Below are 21860 nucleotides of genomic sequence, written 5' to 3'. Positions count from 1 at the left end.
GGCGTGGCCGGCCGCCCGGGTCGCGGCTGGTGGCTGGGCCGTCGGTCAGTAGAGATCGGGCCGGAGATCCTCGTGATAGCGGGTGGCGGCGGGGTGGGTGGGCCCGTACTCGCCGGGCCGGCAGTCGGCGATCAGCAGTGTCGCCTCGGGCCGGGAGGCCGCCAGCACGTCACCATGGGGGCCGCAGATGACGCTGTTGCCCAGGTAGGCCGCCATCACCCGGCCGTTCACCGTTTCCTCGCCGCAGCGGTTGGCGTAGGCCACGAAGCAGCCGTTCTGGAAGGCGTGGGCGGGGATCAGGGTGCGGGAGACATCCGGGTAGGGCCGGTCGGTGCGCTCGCCGGTGCTGAGCTCGGCCCAGACATCGGCGGCCGTGGGGATCAGCACCAGCCGGGCCCCCTCCAGCGCCAGGCGCCGGGTGAGCTCGGGGAATTCGGCCTCGTAGCAGTTGAGCAGGCCCACCCCCATCCCGTTCACCGGCTGCACCGTGAAGGCCGCCCCCTCCTCGGGGTGGCGGTAGCCGGCACTCCAGCAGCGCTTCTCGTCCGGTCCCCAGAGGTGGGTCTTGCGGTAACTGCGCAGCAGGCTGCCGTCCCGGTCAAACAGGGCGATGGCGTCGTAGAAGCGCTCCTCACCGGCCACGGCGGCCCGTTCGGCGTAGGGACAGGCCACCGCCAGGCCATGGCGGCGCGCCGCTGCGGCCACCCGCCGCAGGCTGGGGCCGTCCACCGGCTCGGCCAGCTGCCGCACGATCGACGGGGTGACGATGTAGCCGGTGAGGTAGAGCTCCGGGAAGGCCAGCAGCTGCACCCCGTGGCCCGCCGCCAGCTCGCAGACCCGCTCCAGCCGCTCCAGGTTCTCCTCAAGGGCCTCTGGGGTGCCGGCGCTGCCGCTGCCCTGCCAGATCCCCAGCCGCAGGCCCTCGCCGGCGGCCGGCGCTTGCGACCTGACGACGCAGTGCAGGCGATGGTCGGGAACCATGGGCATGGGGTGCTTCACGCCGGCAGGTTCCAGGGATTGAGGCCCAGGTCGGCGCCGATGCGATGGGCGCAGGCGAAGCCGCTGAAGGCCACCGCATTCAGGCCCTGGCCGGGGAAGCAGGAATCCCCCACGCAGTACAGATCGGGGATGGCGGTGCGGTTGAAGGGCATCGGCAGCAGGCCGGGCAGCCGCAGGGCCGGCACCGGCCCGTAGCTGCCGCCGTGGCGGCCCAGGAAGCGGCGGTGGCTGCGGGGGGTGCCGATCTCCCGGTGGGTGATCGCCCCTTCCAGGCCCGGCAGGATCGCCTCCAGGCGGCGGATCAGGCGGCTGGCGGCGGCCTCCTTGGCGGCCCGGTAGGCCCCCGGCGCCAGCCCCTGCCAGACCTCCATCGACGATGGGGTGAAGGTGTGCACGATGTGGTGGCCGGCCGGGGCCAGGGAGGGATCCAGCAGGGTGGGGATCGAGACGAAGATCACCCCCTGCTCGGCCTCCATGTCCTCCCAGCGCTCCAGCAGCAGGTGGTGGACATGGCTGCCGGGGGGAATCGCTTCGGCCCGCACCCCCAGGTGCAGGGAGAGGAACGAGGAGGAGGGCCGGTAGCGCCGCCGCCAGGTCCGCTCGGCCGCCGGGGTGTGGGCCTCGTCCACCAGGGAGCCGAAGGTGTCCCAGCGGGTGGCGTTGCTCACCACCCGGCGGGCGCGGATCTCCTCGCCGCCGGCCAGCTTCACCCCCACGGCCCGGGCCTGGGATCCCGCGCCCTCCAGCAGCACCTTCACCACCCGCGCGCGGTAGTGAATCGTGCCGCCGTGGCGGCGCAGGCCCGCCACCAGCTTCTCGGCGATCACCCCGACGCCGCCTTTCGGGTAGTTGATGCCGCCGGCGTGGCGATCGGAGAACACCATGCCGGCGTTGATCATCGGGGTGCGATCGGCGGGCATCACCGACCAGCAGAAGCACTCCATGTCGATGAACTTGAGCAGGGCCGGATCGCTGATGTGGGCACGGGCCACCGCGCCCACGTTCACCGGCAGCCAGCGGGCCAGCCCCAGGCAGGCCAGGGGCGCGCGGAAGAACACCTTGGCCAGGTAGGCGGGGTCCTCCAGCGACAGCAGCGGCATCGCATCGAGGCAGCGGAACACCTGCCAGCAGGTGTCGTAGAAGGCGCGGATCCCCTTGGCCTCATGGGGAAACAGGGCGGTGAGATCGGCGATGAAGCGCTCGTAGTCGCGGTCGACCGCCACCGACAGGCCGCCGGGCAGGTGGTAGGCCAGCTGGGCGGGGTCGGGGATCGTCTCGCAGTGCTCGCCCACATCGGCCAGGGCGCGGGTGAGCAGGTTGGTGTGGCCCTGGGTGCCGAAGCCGAAGATCATCGAGGCGCCGACGTCGAAGGTGTAGCCCTCGCGCCGGAAGCTGCCGCCGCTGCCGCCGGGGATCAGGTAGCGCTCCAGCACCAGCACCTGCGCCCCCTTGGCCGCCAGCTGGCTGGCGGTGACGAGCCCGCCGATCCCCGAGCCGATCACCACCACGTCCCAGGGGCGGCCATCGGCCGCGGTGAGGGGGGCGGCGGCGGAGGAAGGGGCGGTGACGGTCACCGGAACCAGGCGAACGGGAGCGGCCCGACCCTAGGAAGCGATCAGCCCCGGACGCCCACCGGTACGGCGGCGGTGGCCCCGCTCCGGCGCTGCGCGTCCCAGGCGGCCAGGTCCGCCAGGGCCCGGTCGCGGTAGGCGCCGTAGCGGCGGCGCTTGTCGCGGATGCGCTCGGGCAGCTCCGGCATCAGGCCGAAGCTGGGGGGCATGGGCTGGAAGCCCCCCTTACGGGCGCCGTGGCTGCGCTCCGCCTCGCTGATGAAGGCCAGCAGGGCGCCGGCCATGGTGGTGGGCGGCAGGCTCAGGGGCGGCAGGCCCCGCACCAGGCGGACGGCATTGGTGCCGGCCAGCCAGCCGCCCGCCACCGCGGCCGCATAGCCCTCGGTGCCGGTGATCTGGCCGGCGGCCAGGAGGGTGGGGCGCTGGCGGAACTGCAGGGTGGGCTGCAGCAGCTCGGGGGACTCCAGGAAGGTGTTGCGGTGCATCACCCCGAAGCGCACGAAGCTGGCGTTCTCCAGGCCGGGGATCATGCGCAGCACCCGCTGCTGCTCGCCCCACTTGAGGTTGGTCTGGAACCCCACCAGGTTCCACATCTGGCCGTCCCGGTCCTCCTGGCGCAGCTGGACCACCGCATGGGCCCGCTTGGCGCGGCGCACGTCGCGGTCGTGCAGGTCGCCCCAGCGGGGATCCCAGAGGCCGATCGGCTTGAGGGGGCCATAGCGCATGGTGTCCTCGCCGCGGCGGGCCAGCTCCTCGATCGGCAGGCAGCCCTCGAAGAACGTGGCGCTCTCCTGCTCGAAATCCTTCAGCTCCGCCTTCTCGGCCTCCAGCAGGGCCGTGCGGAAGGCGAGGTACTGCTCCCGGTCCATGGGGCAGTTGATGTAATCGGCGTCGCCCTTGTCGTAGCGGCTGGCCCGGAAGGCCACCGACAGGTCGATGCCTTCACCCTCCACGATCGGGCTGGCGGCATCGAAGAAATGGCAGGACTCCCGCCCGGTGAAGCGCAGCAGGTCGTCGGCCAGGGCGGCGCCGGTGAGGGGTCCGGTGGCCAGCACGGCGATGTCACCGGGGTCGGGCAGCGCCAGCTGCTCGCGGCGCTCCACCGTCACCTGGGGATGGGCCTCGACGGCGGCGGTGAGGGCGGCGCTGTAGCGGCCCCGGTCGACGGCCAGGGCCCCACCGGCGGGCACCGCATGGACATCGGCGGTGCGGATCACCAGCGATCCCAGGCGCCTCAGCTCCTCCTGCAGCAGGCCGGCGGCCCGATCCGGGGAGAGGGAGCCGAAGCTGTTGCTGCAGACCAGCTCGGCGAAATCGCCGCTGTGGTGGGCCGGGGAGGGGCGCACCGGCCGCATCTCCACCAGCCGCACCGGAATCCCGGCCTCGGCGATCTGCCAGGCGGCTTCGGTGCCGGCCAGACCGGCACCGATGACGACGACCATCAGGCGCGGGCGCGCTTGAGCATCAGTTGGAGCTGACCCACGGCGGCGCGGCCGATGTTGAAGGCGGCCCAACCCACGGCCAGGAGGATCGGAGCAGCGACGAGCAGCAGCCGGAGGTCCATGGCGGGGGAGGGAAAAACGATGGCGGGATCCTAACGGAGTCCAGCGTGAACCTCCGCCAGCTGGCGATAGCGGCGGGCGTGCTGGCGCTGGGCCTCGATCGCGGCGGCATCCAGCTGGCGTTTCACCGCCGCCGGCGCCCCCATCACCAGGGCGCCGGCGGGCACATCACGGGTGACCACCGAGCCCGCCGCCACTAGGGCCCCGGCCCCCACCGTGACGCCGTTGAGCACGATGGCGCCGATGCCGATCAGGCAGCCGTCCTCCAGCGTGGCGCCATGGATGACGGCCCGGTGGCCGATGGTCACATCGCTGCCGATGGTCACGGGCTGGCCCGGATCCCCGTGCAGCACGGCGCCGTCCTGCACGTTGCTGCCTTCCCCCACCCGGATGGCGCAGACATCTCCCCGGGCCACGACGGTGGGCCAGAGGCTGGCCCCCGCCGCCAGCACCACATCGCCGATCACCACCGCCGACGGGGCCACCCAGGCGGCGGCGTCGATGCGGGGGGCGCCCCAGCGACTGGGCCAGGCGTCGGGGCTGGTCATGGCTGGCGGGCTTGGAGAGGGTCGCCGTCGGGTGATAGCTTCCCCAGCGACGGGTCGCTAGCTCAGCGGTAGAGCATTCGGCTTTTAACCGACTGGTCCTGAGTTCGAATCTCAGGCGACCCATCCCTTTCCCTGAACAGTTCGCTCAGCGCCTTCCTGGGCCTGTCGGTGCCGGTTCAGCAACGGGTCTTCGGCAGCCGTGAGCGCTTTCCCCTCCTCGTGGCGTCCCCCCGATTTCGGGAACCCCTGATCGATGGACTCCCATCGGGGTGGACCTCCCTTGGTGGCCGTTGATCACGGATTCACAGCGCATCGGGGGTACCCCCCGACAATGAAGACGGCCCCTTTCCGCTCCAGGGCTGACGCGCTGTTCAGACGGGAAGATCCGGGGATGATTCGGCTGCACCTGACACGGAGTCCCGCCACCCTTCTGGCTTTGGTGCTGAGCTGTGCCGGCTGTGCGCAGAAAGAGTCGCCACTGGCGATCAAGCCGTTGGCTGTGGAAGCCAGCCCGGTGGAAAGCGTGGCCTTTCCGGAGCAGATCAACACGATCAGTAGCCTGGAGGCTCCCGATGAGGTGAACCTGGCGGCCCAGGCAGGGGGCCGGATTGAACGCCTGCAGATGCGCCAAGGCGATGCGGTGCGCGAGGGTCAGCTCCTTGTGGTGCTGGATCAGACGCAGCTTCGGGAGGAGCTGCGGGCGCTGGTGAGTCAGCGCAATGAGAGCAAGCTCAATGTCGAGCGCTTTGAGTTCCTGGTGAGACAGGGTGCGGCCGCGCCCATCCAGCGCGACGCGCTGCGTCAGAACTTCATTGCCGCTGATGCGGCCGTCCGCGCCAAGCAGAGTGATCTCGCCTTCAAGGATCTGCGGGCACCGATTTCTGGTGTGGTGAGCGATGTGAAGGTGAATCCGGGCGATGTCATCAGTGCCGGCACACCCTTCACCACCATCCAGCGCACTGGACGGTTGCTGGCCCGGGTGAATGTGCCGGCCCAGTACGGCCAGCGGGTGCGGCTCGGGCAGACGGTCCTGGTCAGCGACCCCACTGGTGGCGCCAGCGTCGAAGGCCGGCTGGTCTCCATTGACCCCCGTGCCAGCGGCGCCACCCAGTCGTTCCTGGCCAAGGCGGAGATTGACAACCGGGACGGGCGTTTCCGCAACGGCGAGCGGGTGCGCACGCGTCTGGTGATCGACCGACGCCCCGCGTTGTCTGTTCCGGCTGTGGCGGTGACGCGAACGAGCGGCCAGACCTTCGTCTTTGTGGTGGGCACCCGGCAGGAGCTGGAAGCCCGGCCGGGCAACAGTCCGCTGCAGCAACTGCGGGCGTTGCCAGCCACCACCCGGTACGCCATGAAAACGCCGGTGTCACTGCGGTCGCTTCAGAACAATCGCTATCCGGTGCGCCAGGGTCTTCAATCCGGCCAGCTGGTCATCGTGAGCAACCTGTTCAGCCTTCGCCACGGCTCCCCCGTCAGCGTCCGATGAGCAGCCTGGACGAGCGCGTCGCCGCCCTTGAACACCAACAGGCAGAGCTCATCATCCAGCTCCAGACCTTGCAGAACACACTGTTGCTGGTGGGTGATGTGCAGCGGTACTCCCGCTTGCGCGACCTCCTTGCCGCAGGTGATCTCGATGCCGCTGACAGGGAGACCGGGAACCTGTTGTTCGATGGGCTGGCGGATCAGCACGGAGATGTCAGTCCGGAGGCGCTGGAGCGCTGCCCGGCGGCGATGCTGCAGATCATCGATGGCCTCTGGAGCACCAGCAGCCAGGGACGTCAGGGCTTCTCGATGCAGCAGCAGTTGTATCGAGAGCTGGGTGGCAGCCGCGAAAGCCTGATCAGCCAGGACGTTGCGCTGTTCGCGCGCTTCACCCAGGCCGTGGCTTGGCCCACGCTGGCGGGGGTGGGCTTTGTCCTGCCGGACGAGCTCACGGTGCCGGTGTCTGGGGCCATGGACGACGATGACCTGCCACCACCAGGCCATCTGCCGCTGCGCTGCTGGGGCAGCGACTACGGCCTCAAGGGCGCCAACCTCTTGATGGCACGGATGATCGAGGTTTTTGCTGCCTGAAACGGCGGCGTTGCGCTTGGGCAATGGTGGCCAGGCCAACGGCTGCGAGGGCTCCCAGGCCGGCGCCCACCCTGGGATAGGCCCGGTAGAGACGCTGATACGGCTGGCTTCGGAACCGTTCCATGCCGCTGGGCCCCTGGCTGAGCGGTTCGATCGAGCGCCCCAATCCGGCCCCAACCATGGCACCGACCAGGGCGGCGAAAAGACGCTGGCGATTGGCCCGATTCATCGCAGAAGTGGCTGGACAGCGTCCGTGCCGGGCTCAGACGTTGGAGCATCACCAGCTGCTGTGTCAGTGCCGCCACCGCCGCCATCACCCAGCAACTGCTGCTCCAACCCTTTGATGATGACGTAGAGCACAGGGGCCACCCCCAGGCTGAGCACGGTGGCCACCAGGTAGCCGCCGAAGCTCACGGTGCCGATCGACCAGCGGCTCATGGCACCTGCACCGGAAGCCGTCATCAGGGGGATGTAGCCCACCAGACCGGAGGCGGCGGTCATCACAATCGGCTGGAACCGGACCTTGGCGGCATTGATGGCGGCTTGGTGGAGACCCATTCCCAGGATGCGGAACTCATTGGCCTGCTCCACGATCAAGATGGCGTTCTTGCTGGCCATGCCGATCAGCATCAACAATCCAACCTGAGCAAAGATGTCATTGCTGATCACCGGCCAGAAGCTGCCGGCCTGGAGCAGGTTGGCTCGCGCCCAGATCGCCACCATGGCCCCGAGGGTGGCCAGCGGCACGGTCAGCAGGATGATGATCGGGTCGATATAGCTGCTGTACTGGGCTGACATCACCAGGAACACCAGGACAAACGCCAGGGCAAAGATCGCCACCGTGGATCCGCCAGCACTCTTTTCCTCCAGCGATAAACCAGCCCACTCGTAGCCAAAACCCGGATCAAGGGTGGCGGCGGCCAGCTCCTCCATCGCGGAGAGGGCCTGCCCGGAGCTGTAGCCCGGCGCGGGCACACCTTGAATCTTGATCGATTCGTAGACGTTGAAGGAGGTGATCGTGGGCGGTGCAATGAAGGGCTCTGTGTTCACCAGGCTCTCCATCTGCACCAGGTTTCCATCGCGGGAACGTACGAAGAAGGAGGCGATGTCGCTGGGCTGCCGGCGCTCGTCGGCCTCCGCCTGGACATAGACGCGGTACTGGTCGCTGCCGAGGATGAAGTCATTCACATACGTCCCGCCAAGATAGGCCTGCAGCGTGCCAAAAGCCTCCTGTATGTCCACATTCAGGGTTTTGGTCAGATCGCGATCGAGGCTGATCGCCATCTGCTCGGTCGCCGGTGTGAATGAGGTGGTGACCCGTCCCAGCTCAGGTCGATCCACAGTCGAAGAAATCAGGGCTTGCGCGTTGTCGATCAGCACATCCATCGGCTGTTTGGCGCGGTTCTGCAGATGGAACTCAAACCCCCCGGTGGCCCCAACGCCATCGACCGGGGGAATGTTGGCGGCAAAGGCCAGAGAGCCGCTCACCTCGGCGCGCAGGCGGGCGTTGATGGCCTGCAGAAGGCTGAACACCGATTGGTTCGCATCAGGGCGCTGATCCCATGGCTTGAGGCGAATGAAGAACAGGTACTTGTTGTAGGCGTTCCCCTCCAGCCCATACCCGGCGGCGCCCAGGAAACTCTCGATCTCCGGCACCTCCTTGAGGATCTTCGTGACCTGGGCCACCTGCCGCTGGGTGTAGGGCAGGGACGCGGTGGGTGGTGATTCCCCCTGAATGATCATCAAGCCTTGATCTTCCTCAGGGATGAAGCCGGTGGGCACCAACATCAACATTCCGTAGGTGGCTGCCAGGCCTGCCACAAACAGGGCGAACACCAGATAGCGCATTGCCACCAGCCGCTGAATGGTGCGGCCGTACCAGGCCATCAGCGCTCCAAAGCCACGATTGAAGAAGCGGAACAGCCAGCCGAAGGCCCAGTTCAGCCCGCGTTGAACCCGATCGGGTTTGGCGCCCTCCGGCTGGAGGAAGAGGGCACTGAGGGTGGGGGAGAAGGTGAGGGCGTTGAATGTTGAAAACACGATGGCTGCCGCCAGGGTGATGGCGAACTGGCGGTAGACAATTCCGGTTGTGCCAGGGAAGAAGCAGACCGGGATGAACACAGCCAGTTGCACCAGAGCAGCGGTGATCGTGGGGGAGGCCAGTTCATTCATGGCATCAAGGGCGGCCTGCAGGGGCTTCATCCCCTGGCTGAGCTTGGCCTTGATCGCCTGCACGACCACCACGGCATCATCGGTCACCGTGCCGATGGCCAGGATGATGCCAAACATGGTGAGTTGATTGATACTGAAACCTAGACCCAGCACCACCGCCATGGCCCCCACCATCGCGACCGGCATCGCCAGCGCGGGCACGATCGTGGAGCGCCAGTCCTGCAGAAACAGCAGGATGGTGAGCACCGCCATCACGATGGCATCGCGAAGGTTGCCCGTCACGTCTGTCAGCGAGGTGGTGACGAACAGGGTGGAATCGTAGGGAATCTCATAACGCACCCCGGGCGGGAACGTCTGGGAGAGCTCCTTCATCCGCGCCTTGACCCGGTTGCCGGTATCGAGGGCATTGGCACCCGGCAACTGATACACAAACAGTGAGGCCGCAGGCCGGCCGCTCTGGCTCGTGTCGACGTCGTAATTTTCAGCGCCAAGCTCTACCCGGCCCACATCGCTCACTTTCACGAGCGTGCCGTCATCGCCCACCTTGAGCACCAGGTTTTCGGCATCGGCCACATTGCGGAAGCGGCTCCTGGCCATCAGCGGTATGGCCACCTCCTGGCCTTTCGAGCTGGGTTCCTGGCCCAGGCGTCCGGCGCCGGCTTGGATGTTCTGATCCAGCAGGGCGCGTTGGACATCCATGGGGGTGAGGCCTGCGCCGGCCATCCGTGCTGGGTCAAGCCAGAGGCGCAGGGCATACCGCCTCTCCCCGATGATCTTGACGTCGCCGACCCCGGGGATGCGTCGCACTTCATCGATCAGGTTCTGGTCAACGTAATTGCTGAGAAAGAGTTGGTTGTAGAGCGGCCGCCCGTTACTGCCAGTGTCGGCGAAGAAGCCATAGGCCACCAGGATGCTGGGTGAGGCCGCCTTGACGGTCACGCCGGTCTGCTTCACGACTTCTGGCAGGCTGGGTTCGGCCTGGGCCACCCGGTTCTGCACGTTGACCTGGGCTGCATTCCTGTCAACGGCAACGGGAAAGAAGACGTTGATGTTGCTGATGCCATCGGAAGAGGTATTGGAGGCCATGTATTTCATCTCCTCCACCCCGTTGATTTCCTTCTCCAGGACCCTTGTGGTGGTATCGAACGTGGTGCGGGCGTCAGCGCCGATGTTGGTGGCGGTGACTTGAATCTGGGTGGGTGCCAGCTGCGGCAGTTTCTCCAGGGGCAGCAGGGGGATCGCCACACCGCCAACGAGCAGGATCACCAGGGAGCACACGGTGGTGAGGACCGGATTGCGGATGAAGCGGTCGGAGAGGCTCACGGCGGAGTTCGCGAAGGGAGGTGGGCGAGGAGCCGGAGACCAAGGCTCTGGTGATGGGTGAACAGCCGTCCAAGATGTGCTGGCTTGGCTCGTTTGATGTGGTGAGATCAGCTTGTTGGGGGTGGACCCGGCGAGCAGGCTCTGTTGCGCGTTCTTGATGTCTCCGCATGGGCTGGCGCGCCACGCATCGGTGTCCTTGGAGCGGATCCCCTCGGTAGGCAAGGAAGTGGAGCTCTCCAGACGACATCCGCGAACGCCGCCATGCACCGATCGGTCACGCTTCCATTGGATCCCCTGATCGTCTCAACCCAGCTGCACCATCCCGCAGCGCACCCCCTTGAGCACGGCCTGCAGGCGGTTGTTGACGCCCAGGGTCTGGAGCAACCGCTTGGTGTAGGTGCGGGCCGTGGCGTCGCTCACCCCCAGCTTGCGGGCGATCTCCCGGTCGCTGAGGCCGCTGGCCAGCAGGTCGAGCACCTCGTACTCCCGCGGCGTCAGCCGCGGACAGCTGAGGTAGGGCAGCTTGCCGGAGCGCAGCGAGGGGCTGCGGTAGGAGTGGTGGCCCATCACGGCGATCACGGCGGCCTGCAGGGGCCGCTGGTCGTCGACGATGTCGGCCTCGGCCACCACGGCCTCCAGCCAGGGGGCGTGCTCGTACTCCGCCGGGATCACATCCCCGAGGGCCAGCATCACCACCTTGAGGTCGGGGTACAGCGCCTTGGCCCGGCGGGTGAGGTCGAAGCCGTTGCCGCTCTCCAGGTGGTCGGTGCAGAGCAGCAGGTCGTAGGGATCCCGCTGCAGGTAGTCGAGGCAGCCCTGCTCGTGGGTGATGGCGCAGCCGATCAGGCTGCGGTCGCTGATGCTCTCGCACAGGGCCCGCAGCAGGAAGCGGCCCTTCATGGCGATCGCCACCTTTCCCCCGGACGCCACCGACAGCAGCACCGCATCGAAGGTGTTCCCCTCCAGGCTGCCCAGGAACGGCGTGAGATCCATGGTGGCCAGGCCATCCAGGTCTCCCTCATCATCCGTTCCCGTGGGCCGGGATCAGAAGCGGAAGGTGGTCTTCACCAGGCCACCCAGCTGGCGGAAGCTGGTGTCGGGGCTGGTGAACTGCCCCAGGGGCCGGCTCAGGTAGAAGAGCGCCGGGGTGACGCTGATCTGGTCGGTGACCTGCCACTTGTACCACCACTCCCAGGCGAAGTTGCCGTCCTGGGGCGTCTGGCCGTCGGCCAGGGCCGTGGCGAAGATCGGCTGACCCACCGCCATGCCGAGGGCATTGCCCTTGACGAAGGCGTCGTCCCACTGCAGGCCCACCATCCACGACTGGCTGGTGCGCAGGGCGCCGGGGGCCTGGGCGGTGTCGTAGCTGGTGCCGTTGATGCCCCAGCCCAGGCTGATGGAGGGACTCCAGCCGGCGTTGGCCGGCTGCCAGTAGCCGCTGATGCCGAAGGCATCGGTGCGGCTGTTGGGGTTGGCTTCGTAGGTGAGGCCGGTGAAGGGGGTGGTGCCCGGCACCCCCACACCCGACTGGATGCGGGAGTAGATCGCCGCCAGGCCCCACCGCTCCCTGGCGTAGCCGATCTGCACGGTGCCGGTGCCGGCCGACGCCACGGTGCCGATGCCGCCGCTGTTGGGATCACCCACGTCGCCGTTGGCGGCCACGTAGTTGGCGCTGATGCTGAAGCCGCCCTGCTGCCACCAGAGGCCGGCACCGGGTCCGAGATTCTTGTTGTAGGCCGCCGGGGCGCCGTTGAGGGTGAACAGGTTGAGGATGGTGTCGGAGGGGTAGGCGCTCGGCCAGAGGGCGAGCATGTCCTCCTGGCCGACGCGGCCGCCGAAGGTGGCGGTGAACTGGCTGCCGATCGGGAACTGATAGAAGATCTTGTCGATCGCCACCACGTCGCCGCAGTCGACCCCAAGGCCGCAGTCCTCCTGGAAGGCCACCTCCAGGGTGGAGAGGCCACCGGTGGGGCCGGCGCCTCCGAAGGCGGAATCGGCGAAGTTGCCGGCCCGCAGGATCGTGCGCAGCAGGTCCTTGCCGGTGAAGCTGGTGTCGAAGCTCAGCTGGATGTCGTAGCTGAAGGTGGTGGCCCCCACGGCGGCCCGGGCGGCATCGACGTTGAGGGTGTCACTGCCCGAAAACGCATTGGCACCGATCACGAAGGTGGCCTGGCCGCTCAGCTTGGTGGTGGTGGAGAACTGGGTGGCCTCCAGCTCGCCCACCTTGGCCTCCAGGCCATCCACCCGGCCGCGCAGCACGGCGAGTTCCTTCTCGAACTCGGCCATCAGGCGCTTCAGCTCGTCGGTCACCTCGGTGATCCGGTCGAGGCAGGCGTTCAGCAGGGCCGCCGCTTCATAGCGGGTCATGGCCTGGCCGCCCTTGTAGGTGCCGTTGGGATAGCCGGCGACGCAGCCGTAGCGCTCGATCAGGTTCGAGAGCGCCTGGTAGGCCCAGTCGGTGGGCTTGACGTCGGAGAACTGGTTGATGCTGGTGACTTGCTCCTCGGAGGCGTACTTGTTGACGCCGTCGATGTTGAGCTCAGCCGCCTGGACCGCCACGGGGGCGAGCAGGCCGAGAGCTGCAGGAGCGACCAGCAGTTGCTGGAAGAGTTTCATGGGTTCCTCACACGGAAGCGGCGCAATGCGCCAAACGAAGAATCCCGCACGGGACCAGGACCATCCAGCCACCATGTGCCAGAAAGCACAACGGCCGGTACCCGGGGGTGCTGCCAGAGTGCCGCCCATGAAGGCCCTGTGGGCGTCGCTGCCCTTCCTGCCCCTGTTGCTGACGGCGGCGCCGCGCAGCTTCCTGGCCCACGACGAGGGCTACTACGCCCTGCAGGCCCGCTGGATCGCCCAGAGCGGCCAGTGGCTGGGCCCTCCCTGGTGGGACCAGGTGGTGTTCGATCGCAGCATCGGCCTGCCCTGGCTGATCGCCGCGGCCGGCCGGCTGCCGGGGGTGGGGTCCTGGTCGGCCCATCTGCCCTCCCTGGTCGCCGCCTTGGCCTGCCTGCTGCTCACGGCCGACCTGGCCCGACGGCTGCTGGACGGGGACGGTGCCGGCTGGCTGGCCGCGGCCGTGCTGGCCCTCACCCCCCTCTGGCTCGACTATGCCCATCTGGCCAGCCAGGACATGCCGCTGCTGGCCCTGGAACTGCTGGGCATCGTCGCCCTGCTGCGGGCCGGTGACACCCACGGGCGGCCCTGGCCCTTCCTGGCCGGCGCCTGGATCGGCCCGGCCTTCCTGATCAAGGGCTTCATGGTGGCCCTGCCCGTGCTGGCCCTGCTGCCCTTCCTGCTGCTGGAGCGTGGGGCCCTGCTGCGGCGGCCGGCCTTCTGGCTCGGCCTCCTCCTGGGCTGGCTGCCGGTGGCGCTGTGGCTGGGCCTGAGCCTCCGGGTGCTGGGCCTGCCGGTGGTGGCCGGCCTGTGGCAGAAGCTGCTCTACCTCTCCGAAAGCGACGTCTACAGCGCCGGCCCCCTCTATTACCTCTGGAACCTGCCGGCCAACACCTTCCCCTGGAGCCTGCTGGCCCTGGCGGGCTGGTGGGGCTGGCTGGCCGGGCCCCTGGAGCGGCCCCGGCGCCTGCTCCTGCTGCTCTACCCGCTGCTGATGCTGCTGCTGCTCAGCGCCTTCCGCACCAAGACCCCCTACTACGGCCTCCAGCTCACCCCGTTCATCGCCCTGGCGGCCACGGCCGGCCTGCGCTCCTGGGGCGCCGGGGCCGGCCGGTGGGCCCGGGGGGCGAGCCTCGGCATCGGCGGGCTGGGACTGCTTCTGGTGCTGGCGGCGGTGACAGTGCTCTGGCCCGGCACGCCGGCCGGCCGCCTGGTGGCCAACGCGGTGGCAGACCTGCCCCCATCTCCCCAGCTGTTCGCCCTGGCGGCGGGGTGCCTGGGGCTCGCCTGGGCCCTGGTGCCCTGGTGCCGCCCGGGCTCCCCCCGACTGGGGGCCCTGCTGATCGGCCCCTGGCTGGCCCTGGCCCTGCTGGTGCAGGCCGGCCTGTTCACCGATCGCAGCCCCCGGCAACGGCAGGCCCTGGAGCGCCCTGAGGCCAGGGCGGCGCTGGCGGCGGGGCCGATCGCGGCGGTGGCCGGTGTCCCCCTCAGCGGCGAGGAGCATGCTGGGCTGATCCTGGTGGCCCTGGCCAGCCCCCGGCTCACGCCCCGCATCGGCCCGGCGGAGCGGGTGCTCCCCGGGGAGCGGGTGTGGATCCGTCGCCGGGAGCTGCCGTCGGGATGGCCCGTGCGGCTGCAGGCCCCGGAGCTGGAGCCCTGGGTGCTGGCCCAGGCCCCGGGGGCGGCCCGATGAGACGGGCACGGAGCCGGGACGGGTGGATCCTGCTGGGGCTGTGGCTGGCCGGGGTGCTGCTGGATGGGCTCTGGCTGCAGGGCCACGCCCAGCCGCCGGCCTGGGACCAGGGGGAACACCTGAGCCGGGCCCTGGGGGTCTGGCGGGTGCTGGGAGAGGCGGCGCCCTTCGATCCGCTCTGGTGGCAACGGCTCTGGGCCGAGACCCCCACTTACCGGGGGCCGTTCACCTATCTGGTGACCGCACCGGTGTTCGCCCTGCTGGGCCCGGGGTATGGCAGCGCCATCCTCTCCAACAGCCTCTTCCAGGCCCTGCTCCTGGGCAGCCTCTACGGCCTGGGGCGCCTGGCCCACAGCCGGGCCGCCGGGCTCTGGGCCGCCTTCCTCTGCGCCGTCGCCCCGGCCCTGCTGAACCAGCGCAGCGACTACCTGATCGATTTCAGCCTGACGGCGGTGCTCACGGCCACCTGGTGGCTGCTCACGGTGCGGGTGCTGGGCCGCCCGCGGCACCCCTGGCTCTGGAGCCTGGGGGGCGGGCTGGGGCTCGGGGCGGTCGTCCTGACCCGCCCCACCGGCCTGGTGATGCTCTGGCTGCCCCTGCTGGGCCTGGCCTGGCGGGCCCTCGTGCCCCTGCTGCGACAGGGCCGGCCGGCCCCCCGGGCCCGATTCGGGCGGCTGGTCGAGGTGCTGCTGGCGGCGGGGGCGGCGACGGCCGTGGCCTGGCCCTGGTGGAGCCAGAACTGGCTGACGATCCTCTCCACCGTCAACAAGGCCCGCCAGTGGGGCGTCCTCTACCAGGACGGTCTGGAGGCGAACACCCTGGCGGGCTGGCTGTTCTACCCGCGCCTGCTGCCCACCATGGCCGGGGCCGGCCTGGTGGCGGTGGTGGTGGCGGGGGGGGCGCTGAGCCGCTGGCAGCGACGCGGCGGCCCGGGCCCCATCCTGCCCTGGCGGCGACTCACCTGGTGGCTGAGCTTTCCGCTCGGCGCCCTGCTGCTGGCCACCCTGATGAGCACCAAGGACTTCCGCTTCGTGCTCCCGCTGGTGCCCCAGCTGTGCCTTGGCCTGGGGATCGTGCTGGCCTCGGCCGCCGGCCGCTGGACGCCCGTCTGGAGGCTGGCGGTGGTGGGAATCGGGATCTGGGGCGCGCTGGCCAGCCAGTTCGCCCTGGCGGCCAATCCGACCGCCTTTCCGCCGCGGCCGCCCGTCGCCGGCCCCCCCTGGCCCCTGGAGGCGATCGTGGCCACGGTCCGCCAGCGCAGTCCCCACCAGCTCTCCACCCTGGCGGTGCTGCCCGACAGCCAGGGGCTGAACGCCTTCAACCTGGACGCCGAAGGGCGCCGCCAGGAGTTCCGCGTCGCCGCCCGCCAGACCGTGGCCCCCGTCGACCAGCTGGACGGCGACCTGGCCGGCTTCGACTGGTTCCTGCTCAAGGGGGGCGACCAGGGGGTGATGAGCGACGAGCGCCAGGCCGCCCTCGACGGCCTGGTGAGGCGATCACCCGCCTTTCAGGCCGCCGGGAGCTGGCCCCTGCCGGATGGCAGCAGGGCCGAGCTCTTCGGGCGCCGGGACCTGGGCCTGGAGGTGGTCCCGGTGGCCTGCGGGCCGGGGCGGGACCTGGACCTGAGCCTGGCCGTCGAACCGCCGCCCCCCCTGCGGCCGGGCAGCGGGGCGGTGCTGGTGAGCCGGCTGCGGGGGCCGGCGGCCGAGCTGCGGGACGGCCTGCTGCTGCTCGACTGGCTGCCCCAGCCGTCGGCCGCCTCCGGCCCGCTTGCCACCGGGACGGGCCCCGCCTGGCGCCATGACCGCGGCATCGGCCAGGGCATGGTGCGCGCCGCCCCCGGGGGATGCCTGGAGGTGCGCGAACGGCTGGCCCTGGTGGTGCCGGGCGGGCTGCCCGACGGGTCCTACCGGCTGCGGGCCCGGGCCCTCGACCGCCAGGGGCGGCCGCTGGCCCTGCGCAGCGCCCCCCTGACCCTAACGGTGGCCGGCGGTGGCGCCGCCCAGCGCGGGGAGACGCGGGCCATGGACGCCGGAGCGCCCCCCAACCGGATCGACCAGCTGCTTGAACTCGGCCGGCTGCTGCGGGCCGGCGATCTGGATCGGCTGTTCCGGCAGGTGGGGCAGATCAACCAGCGGGACCCCCAGCAGATCTACCTCTCCCAGGGGGAGCGGCTGCTGCGGGCCAGGCTGCAGGAGACTGGCGCCGACCCCGGGGAAGCCGATCTGGAGGACCTCTATGGTCTGGCCCTGGCCCAGGCGCTGCAGCGGCACGCCGATGGGGCCGTCGACACGCTGCAGCGCATCGTGTCCCTCGAACCCACCAATCCCCATGCCCTGATGGCCCTCGGCTTCGTGCAGCTCTACCGCTTCCACCCCGGCCAGGCCCAGGTGGCCCTCGATGCCGCCGCCCAACTCGACCCCGGCAACCGCACCCTGCGGACGCTGCGGGCCGTGGCCCGTGGCCTGCGGCTCGATGTGGCGGGCACCCTGGCCCTGCTGCGATGAACGGCACGCTCCAGCCGGAGGGACTGCAGCGGTTCCACCGCCGCAACCGCGCCTATTACGAGGACCTGAACCGGCTGCATCAGCTGCTGGTCGCCCCGGGGCTACGGGTGCTCGAGATCGGCTGCGGCCTGGGGGATCTGCTGGCGGCCACCCATCCGGGCCACGGGGTGGGCATCGAGCGCGACCCCGCCATCGCCGCCGCCGCCCGGGCGGCCCACCCCCAGCTGCGGATCGTCTGCGCCGAAGCGGCGACCATCGACCCGGAGGCGATCGGGGAGAGCGCCCCCTTCGATGTGATCCTGCTGGCCAACACCCTCAACACCCTCGAGGACGTGCAGGGGGTGCTGGAGCGGCTGGCGGCGTTCTGCCATGACCGCACCCGGCTGGTGGTGAGTTTCCACAACTGGCTGTGGCAGCCCCTGCTCAAGGCGGCGGAAGGGCTGCGGCTGCGCCAGCCCCAGCCGCCCGAGAGCTGGCTCACCCCCCGCGACGTGCAGAATCTGCTCGATCTGGCCGGCTGGGAGGTGCTCAAGCAGGGGCACCGCTGCCTGCTGCCCCGCCGGATCCCCCTGCTCGCCCCTCTGGCCAACCGCTGGCTGAGCCAGCTGCCCGTGCTGGAGCAGTTGGGGCTCACCCACTGGCTGGTGGCCCGGCCCGCCACCCCGGCCCAGCGCCGCCCCAGCGTCAGCGTGGTGATCCCGGCCCGCAACGAAGCCGGCAACATCGCCGCCGCCATCGAGCGCATGCCCCTACTGGGGTCGGCCACCGAGGTGCTGTTCGTGGAGGGCCACTCCACCGATGCCACCTGGGCGGAGATCGAGCGGGTCTGCGGCTCCTACAGCGGGCCGCTGCAGCTGCGGGCCCTGCGCCAGAGCGGCCGCGGCAAGGCCGACGCCGTCTGGCTGGGCTTCGACCAGGCCGAGGGGGAGGTGCTGATGATCCTCGACGCCGACCTCACCGTGCGTCCCGAGGATCTGCCCCGGTTCTACAAGGCCCTCGCCGAGGGCCGGGGGGAGTTCGTCAACGGCTGCCGGCTGGTGTACCCCCGCAGCAGCGCCGCCATGCCGCCGCTGAACACGGCCGCCAACCGCTTCTTCGCGGCCGCCTTCTCCTGGCTGCTGCGCCAGCGGCTCAAGGACACCCTCTGCGGCACCAAGGTGATCTGGAAGGCCGACTACGAGCGCCTCAAGGCCGGGCGGGCCTACTTCGGCGACTTCGACCCCTTCGGCGACTTCGATCTGCTGTTCGGCGCGGCCAAACTCAACCTCAAGATCGTCGAGGTGCCGGTGCGGTACCAGGAGCGCAGCTACGGCAGCTCCAACATCGCCCATGTGAAGGAGGGACTGATCCTGGCGAGGATGTGTCTGTATGCGGCCCAGAAGCTGCGCTTCACCCCGTGAGCCTGTGGCTGTCCGTCCCGGTTCCGCCCCGTCGGCGGCGAGCCCGGCGATGAGAAAGCGCTGGTTCCTGGGGTTGGTGGTGACCCTGGCGCTCTACCTGGGGCTCAGCCTCTGGTTCGGTTTCGCCGATGTGGTGCGCTCCCTGGGGGCGCTGCCCTGGTGGTGCTGGGCACTGGTGCCGGCCCTGGTGGCCATGGGCTATCTGCTGCTGTTCCAGCGCTGGCAGTTCTACCTCCGCCAGCTGGGGCACCCCCTGGCCTGGCGGCCCAGCAGCCGCATCTACGTCGCCGGCCTGGCCCTGGTCGCCGCCCCCGGTCGCAGCGGCGAGGCCCTGCGGGGGCTGTGGCTGCAGCGCCGCCACGGCATCCCGATGCAGGTCGGCGTGGGGGTGACCCTGGCCGAACGGGTGACCGACCTGGCCGGAGCGCTGCTGGTGCTCGCCTGGGGCCTTGGGGGGCGGATCCTGCCGGCCCTGGTGGCGGGCGGAGGGACCCTGGCCATCGGCGCCTGGCTGCTGACCCATCCGGCCGCCCTGCGACGCCTGGAGGCCTTCCTCGACCGGCTGCCGGCCCACCGCCGCTGGCACGGACTGACCCGGCTGCTGCGGGAGGCCCTCGGGGCGGTGGGCCGGCTGCGGCGGCTGCTGCGCCCCTGGCCCCTGCTGGCGGGCACCGCCCTGGCGGCCCTGGTGTGGCTGATCGAGGCGTCGGCGCTGATGGGCCTGCTGCAGCTGCAGGGGGATCCCCTGGCCCTCACCCAGGCCGCCGTGATCCGCACCGCCATGGCCCTGGGCGGGGTGCTCTCCTTCCTGCCGGCGGGGGTCGGCACCGCGGAGGCCACGGCCATCGGCCTGGCGGTGGCCTTCGGCGTCGACCGGCCGGCGGCGCTGGCGGTCACCCTGGTGCTGCGGGTGTGCACCGTGCTGCTGCCCACCGCGGTGGGCCTGGTGGTGCTGGGCCGCCATCGGGACGGTGGCGAGGCGATGGCGGCGTGAGCAACACCCCCCTCTCCCCCGGGGCCGGCTACCGGACCGAGATCGACGGCCTGCGGGCCCTGGCCGTGGTGGCGGTGATCCTCAACCACATCGACGACCGGCTGCTGCCCAGCGGCTACCTGGGAGTGGACGTCTTCTTCGTGATCTCCGGGTTCGTGATCACCGCCTCCCTGACCCGCCGTCCGGCCCGTTCCCTGGGGGATCTGCTGCTCGGCTTCTACAGCCGGCGCCTGAAGCGGCTGGTGCCGGCCCTGCTGGTGTTCGTGGTGGTGGTGGGGATCCTCTCCTGCCTGGTGATCCCCCGCCCCCATACGGCCCTGCGCACGGGGATCAGCGCCCTGTTCGGCTTCTCCAACATCTACCTGCACGGGCAGGCCACCGACTACTTCGGCACCGCCACCAAACTCAACCCCTTCACCCACACCTGGTCGCTGGGGGTGGAGGAGCAGGTCTACCTGCTGTTGCCTCTGGTGGCCTGGCTGACGGGCTTCGCCCGCCCCGGAGCCGGGGGCCACCGGGCCCTGTTCGGCGTGATGGGGGTGGCCTCGCTGGCGTCCCTGGTCGCCTTCATTCAGCTCTATCCCACCCAGCAGGCCGCCGCCTACTTCCTGATGCCGCCGCGCCTCTGGGAGATGGGGGCTGGCTGCCTGCTGTTCTGCCTCGGCGGCGTCTGGCCGGCCGCCGCCAGGGGCCTGGGCCGCCTGCCACCGCTGCCCGCCGTCCTGGGCCTGGTGGCCGTGATGCTGCTGCCCCTGGCCTGGGCGGTGCCGGCCACGGTGGCCGCCGTGCTCCTGACCACGCTGCTGATCGCCAGCCTGCGGCAGGGGACCGCCGCCTACCTTCTGTTCACCCGGCCGGCCCTGGTGCAGGTGGGGCTGATCTCCTACTCCCTCTACCTGTGGCACTGGGGGGTGCTCTCCCTGAGCCGCTGGACGATCGGCCTGCACTGGTGGTCGCTGCCGTTCCAGATCGGCCTGATGGTGCTCCTGTCGGTGGCCTCCTACCGGTGGGTCGAGAAGCCCCTGAGACAGGCCAGCTGGGCGCCGCGGCGGGACCGGACGATCGCCATCGGCGTGGGCGGCCTGGCCGCCGGGGCGGGGCTGCTGATCGCTGTCGACAACCTGCCCCCGTTCAGCCTCTACGCCGGCCGCAACCCGATCCCCGCCGGCATGGGGGTGGAATCACTCGTGGATCCCTATCGGGTGGCGGGTGCCGCCGGCACCTGGCAGGGATCCCCCTGCGTCCTGGCCAACGACGGCGAGGCGGCGAAAACCATCGCCATCGAGGACTGCACCCTCGGGGACTTCGCCACGGCCCGCCACCGGGTGCTGGTGGTGGGCAATTCCTTCTCGGCCTCCTTCGCCGGCGCCTTCGATGAGCTGGTGGCCCGGGACGGGTACGCGGTGACGATCACCTCGGCCTGGGCCGCCTCCCCGGTGGGCAACTTCGCCGCCCTCGGCGGCGGCGGCCCGTTCGCGGCCACCAACCGCGCCTACTGGAACCGGGTGGTGCCGGAGCTGGTGGCGCAGCTGCGCCCGGGCGACTGGGTGTTCCTGGTCAACGACATGGTGATGTTCTCGCCCCCCAGCCAGGGGCCGGGCAGCCGGCTGATCCTGCAGACCCTGAGGGTGGGCCTCAGCGATTTCTCCGCCGACCTGGCGAGGCGTGGTGTGAGGCTGGCGGTGCTCAACGGCCTGCCCTTCGCCCGGGAGGCCAACTGCCACCCCGCCAGTGCCGTGCCCCAGTGGTTCTCCCCCTTCGGCGGCCCCTGCCTGATGCCGGGCCGGGCGGAATCCCTGCGGCGACGCCAACCGCTCGACCGGGTGCTGGGCGATCTGCAGACGCAGGGAAAGCTGGAGGTGGTGGACCTGTTCGATCTGTTCTGCCCCGAGGGGGCCTGCACCTATCGGGCCCGGGGAGGGGAGATCCTCTACCGGGACGAGCATTCCCATCCCTCGAAGCAGGCCGTCCAGCTCGCCGCGCCGCTGATCCGGAACGTGCTGAGGCCCAGGCCGGAATGAACGATGCCCCCGGGTCCGTGGGATCCAGGACGACCTGGGCCACGGGCTCGGGGGCTCTCGCCGGGTCCGCTCTGGCGCGGAACCGATGGATCAGGAGTCAGCGGCCGTGATCAGCCGGCATTCTCCGCGATCAGCAGACCCTGAATGGGACAACTTGGGGTCATGGACACCTCCTCCTGTGGGTTGAATGCCAGCCGGCGACGCCTGCGGCAAGGGCGGAAGACGACCGAGTCGAAGTGGCACCGGATCGGTCAGGGCTCCGGAGGACCTCAGGCCGCTGCCATGGCGGCGGCGACAGGAGGCTTCGGGCCAGACGTTGCGGTGCTCCCCGATCAGGCGTTTCCGTCGATCACCACGTCACTGCTGACGGAACGAAACCAT

15 protein-coding genes and 1 tRNA gene are annotated in these 21860 nt (G+C 70.1%); 8 read left to right on the top strand and 8 right to left on the bottom strand.

Annotated elements, in window-relative coordinates:
• Nucleotides 1-45 precede the first annotated feature (45 nt).
• Genes L107_RS11530 through L107_RS11510 form a run of 5 tightly spaced genes read right to left on the bottom strand, consistent with a single transcriptional unit; the run spans nt 46 to nt 4680 of the window.
• Complete coding sequence (locus L107_RS11530) at nt 46-987, bottom strand: carbon-nitrogen hydrolase family protein (RefSeq protein WP_236550647.1); 942 nt, start codon at nt 985-987, stop codon at nt 46-48.
• Between the two features lie 8 nt (nt 988-995).
• Nucleotides 996-2573: a carotenoid isomerase gene (gene crtH / locus L107_RS11525; RefSeq protein ID WP_159818960.1), complete on the bottom strand. Its 1578-nt coding sequence runs from the start codon at nt 2571-2573 to the stop codon at nt 996-998.
• 41 nt (nt 2574-2614) lie between these two features.
• A complete protein-coding gene (trmFO, locus tag L107_RS11520) occupies nt 2615-4012 on the bottom strand; it encodes an FADH(2)-oxidizing methylenetetrahydrofolate--tRNA-(uracil(54)-C(5))-methyltransferase TrmFO (RefSeq protein WP_159818958.1) in 1398 nt (465 codons plus the stop codon).
• Nucleotides 4012-4134 (bottom strand): photosystem II protein Y, encoded by a 123-nt coding sequence (locus L107_RS11515; RefSeq protein ID WP_015108528.1) that lies wholly within the window; start codon nt 4132-4134, stop codon nt 4012-4014. The genes trmFO and L107_RS11515 overlap by 1 nt, the downstream gene beginning before the upstream one ends.
• Before the next feature lie 30 nt (nt 4135-4164).
• The gene (locus L107_RS11510; RefSeq protein WP_159818956.1) at nt 4165-4680 is read right to left on the bottom strand and encodes a gamma carbonic anhydrase family protein; all 516 of its coding nucleotides are present in this window, start codon (nt 4678-4680) and stop codon (nt 4165-4167) included.
• A 51-nt stretch (nt 4681-4731) separates the two neighbouring features.
• Between L107_RS11510 and L107_RS11505 the strand changes: the two genes are divergently transcribed.
• The 3 genes from L107_RS11505 (at nt 4732) to L107_RS11495 (ending at nt 6753) form a co-directional block, all read left to right on the top strand.
• Nucleotides 4732-4803 (top strand) — tRNA-Lys (locus L107_RS11505).
• Between the two features lie 268 nt (nt 4804-5071).
• Nucleotides 5072-6166 carry an efflux RND transporter periplasmic adaptor subunit gene (locus tag L107_RS11500; RefSeq protein ID WP_159818954.1) on the top strand — a complete coding sequence of 365 codons (1095 nt, stop codon included), beginning with the start codon at nt 5072-5074 and terminating at the stop codon, nt 6164-6166.
• The gene (locus tag L107_RS11495) at nt 6163-6753 is read left to right on the top strand and encodes a GUN4 domain-containing protein (protein WP_159818952.1); all 591 of its coding nucleotides are present in this window, start codon (nt 6163-6165) and stop codon (nt 6751-6753) included. The genes L107_RS11500 and L107_RS11495 overlap by 4 nt, the downstream gene beginning before the upstream one ends.
• Before the next feature lie 225 nt (nt 6754-6978).
• Here L107_RS11495 and L107_RS11490 read toward each other — a convergent pair whose 3' ends face one another.
• From L107_RS11490 to L107_RS11480, 3 genes are all read right to left on the bottom strand, one after another.
• Complete coding sequence (locus L107_RS11490) at nt 6979-10248, bottom strand: efflux RND transporter permease subunit (protein ID WP_159818950.1); 3270 nt, start codon at nt 10246-10248, stop codon at nt 6979-6981.
• 303 nt (nt 10249-10551) lie between these two features.
• Nucleotides 10552-11241 carry a response regulator transcription factor gene (locus tag L107_RS11485; RefSeq protein WP_159818948.1) on the bottom strand — a complete coding sequence of 230 codons (690 nt, stop codon included), beginning with the start codon at nt 11239-11241 and terminating at the stop codon, nt 10552-10554.
• Nucleotides 11242-11292: 51 nt separating this feature from the next.
• Nucleotides 11293-12864 carry an iron uptake porin gene (locus L107_RS11480; protein ID WP_159818946.1) on the bottom strand — a complete coding sequence of 524 codons (1572 nt, stop codon included), beginning with the start codon at nt 12862-12864 and terminating at the stop codon, nt 11293-11295.
• 127 nt (nt 12865-12991) lie between these two features.
• Here L107_RS11480 and L107_RS11475 point away from each other — a divergent pair, with 127 nt between their 5' ends.
• Genes L107_RS11475 through L107_RS11455 form a run of 5 tightly spaced genes read left to right on the top strand, consistent with a single transcriptional unit; the run spans nt 12992 to nt 21479 of the window.
• The gene (locus tag L107_RS11475) at nt 12992-14557 is read left to right on the top strand and encodes a glycosyltransferase family 39 protein (protein WP_159818944.1); all 1566 of its coding nucleotides are present in this window, start codon (nt 12992-12994) and stop codon (nt 14555-14557) included.
• Complete coding sequence (locus L107_RS11470; protein ID WP_159818942.1) at nt 14554-17064, top strand: glycosyltransferase family 39 protein; 2511 nt, start codon at nt 14554-14556, stop codon at nt 17062-17064. The genes L107_RS11475 and L107_RS11470 overlap by 4 nt, the downstream gene beginning before the upstream one ends.
• Nucleotides 17061-18464, top strand: a complete 1404-nt coding sequence (locus L107_RS11465; RefSeq protein WP_159818940.1) for a glycosyltransferase — start codon at nt 17061-17063, stop codon at nt 18462-18464. The genes L107_RS11470 and L107_RS11465 overlap by 4 nt, the downstream gene beginning before the upstream one ends.
• Nucleotides 18465-18513: 49 nt before the next feature.
• Nucleotides 18514-19458, top strand: coding sequence for a lysylphosphatidylglycerol synthase transmembrane domain-containing protein (locus L107_RS11460; RefSeq protein WP_159818938.1), 945 nt, complete (start codon nt 18514-18516; stop codon nt 19456-19458).
• On the top strand, nt 19455-21479 hold the full coding sequence (locus L107_RS11455; protein ID WP_159818936.1) for an acyltransferase family protein: 2025 nt from the start codon (nt 19455-19457) through the stop codon (nt 21477-21479). The genes L107_RS11460 and L107_RS11455 overlap by 4 nt, the downstream gene beginning before the upstream one ends.
• The last annotated feature ends 381 nt before the right edge of the window (nt 21480-21860 follow it).

This window comes from Cyanobium sp. Copco_Reservoir_LC18 (assembly GCF_009834675.1).
Taxonomy (GTDB): Bacteria; Cyanobacteriota; Cyanobacteriia; order PCC-6307; family Cyanobiaceae; genus Cyanobium; species Cyanobium minutissimum.
Note: the sequence above shows the minus strand (reverse complement) of the source record. Positions and strands in the feature narration are given on the sequence as shown.

Excerpts from the sequence above, each read along its gene's own strand:
- L107_RS11460 (WP_159818938.1), top strand. The coding sequence starts at position 18,514 with ATGAGAAAGCGCTGGTTCCTGGGGTTGGTGGTGACCCTGGCGCTCTAC.
- L107_RS11530 (WP_236550647.1), bottom strand. The coding sequence starts at position 987 with ATGCCCATGGTTCCCGACCATCGCCTGCACTGCGTCGTCAGGTCGCAA.
- trmFO (WP_159818958.1), bottom strand. The coding sequence starts at position 4,012 with ATGGTCGTCGTCATCGGTGCCGGTCTGGCCGGCACCGAAGCCGCCTGG.
- L107_RS11475 (WP_159818944.1), top strand. The coding sequence starts at position 12,992 with ATGAAGGCCCTGTGGGCGTCGCTGCCCTTCCTGCCCCTGTTGCTGACG.
- L107_RS11480 (WP_159818946.1), bottom strand. The coding sequence starts at position 12,864 with ATGAAACTCTTCCAGCAACTGCTGGTCGCTCCTGCAGCTCTCGGCCTG.
- L107_RS11515 (WP_015108528.1), bottom strand. The coding sequence starts at position 4,134 with ATGGACCTCCGGCTGCTGCTCGTCGCTGCTCCGATCCTCCTGGCCGTG.
- L107_RS11485 (WP_159818948.1), bottom strand. The coding sequence starts at position 11,241 with ATGGATCTCACGCCGTTCCTGGGCAGCCTGGAGGGGAACACCTTCGAT.
- L107_RS11495 (WP_159818952.1), top strand. The coding sequence starts at position 6,163 with ATGAGCAGCCTGGACGAGCGCGTCGCCGCCCTTGAACACCAACAGGCA.
- L107_RS11500 (WP_159818954.1), top strand. The coding sequence starts at position 5,072 with ATGATTCGGCTGCACCTGACACGGAGTCCCGCCACCCTTCTGGCTTTG.
- L107_RS11465 (WP_159818940.1), top strand. The coding sequence starts at position 17,061 with ATGAACGGCACGCTCCAGCCGGAGGGACTGCAGCGGTTCCACCGCCGC.
- L107_RS11510 (WP_159818956.1), bottom strand. The coding sequence starts at position 4,680 with ATGACCAGCCCCGACGCCTGGCCCAGTCGCTGGGGCGCCCCCCGCATC.
- L107_RS11470 (WP_159818942.1), top strand. The coding sequence starts at position 14,554 with ATGAGACGGGCACGGAGCCGGGACGGGTGGATCCTGCTGGGGCTGTGG.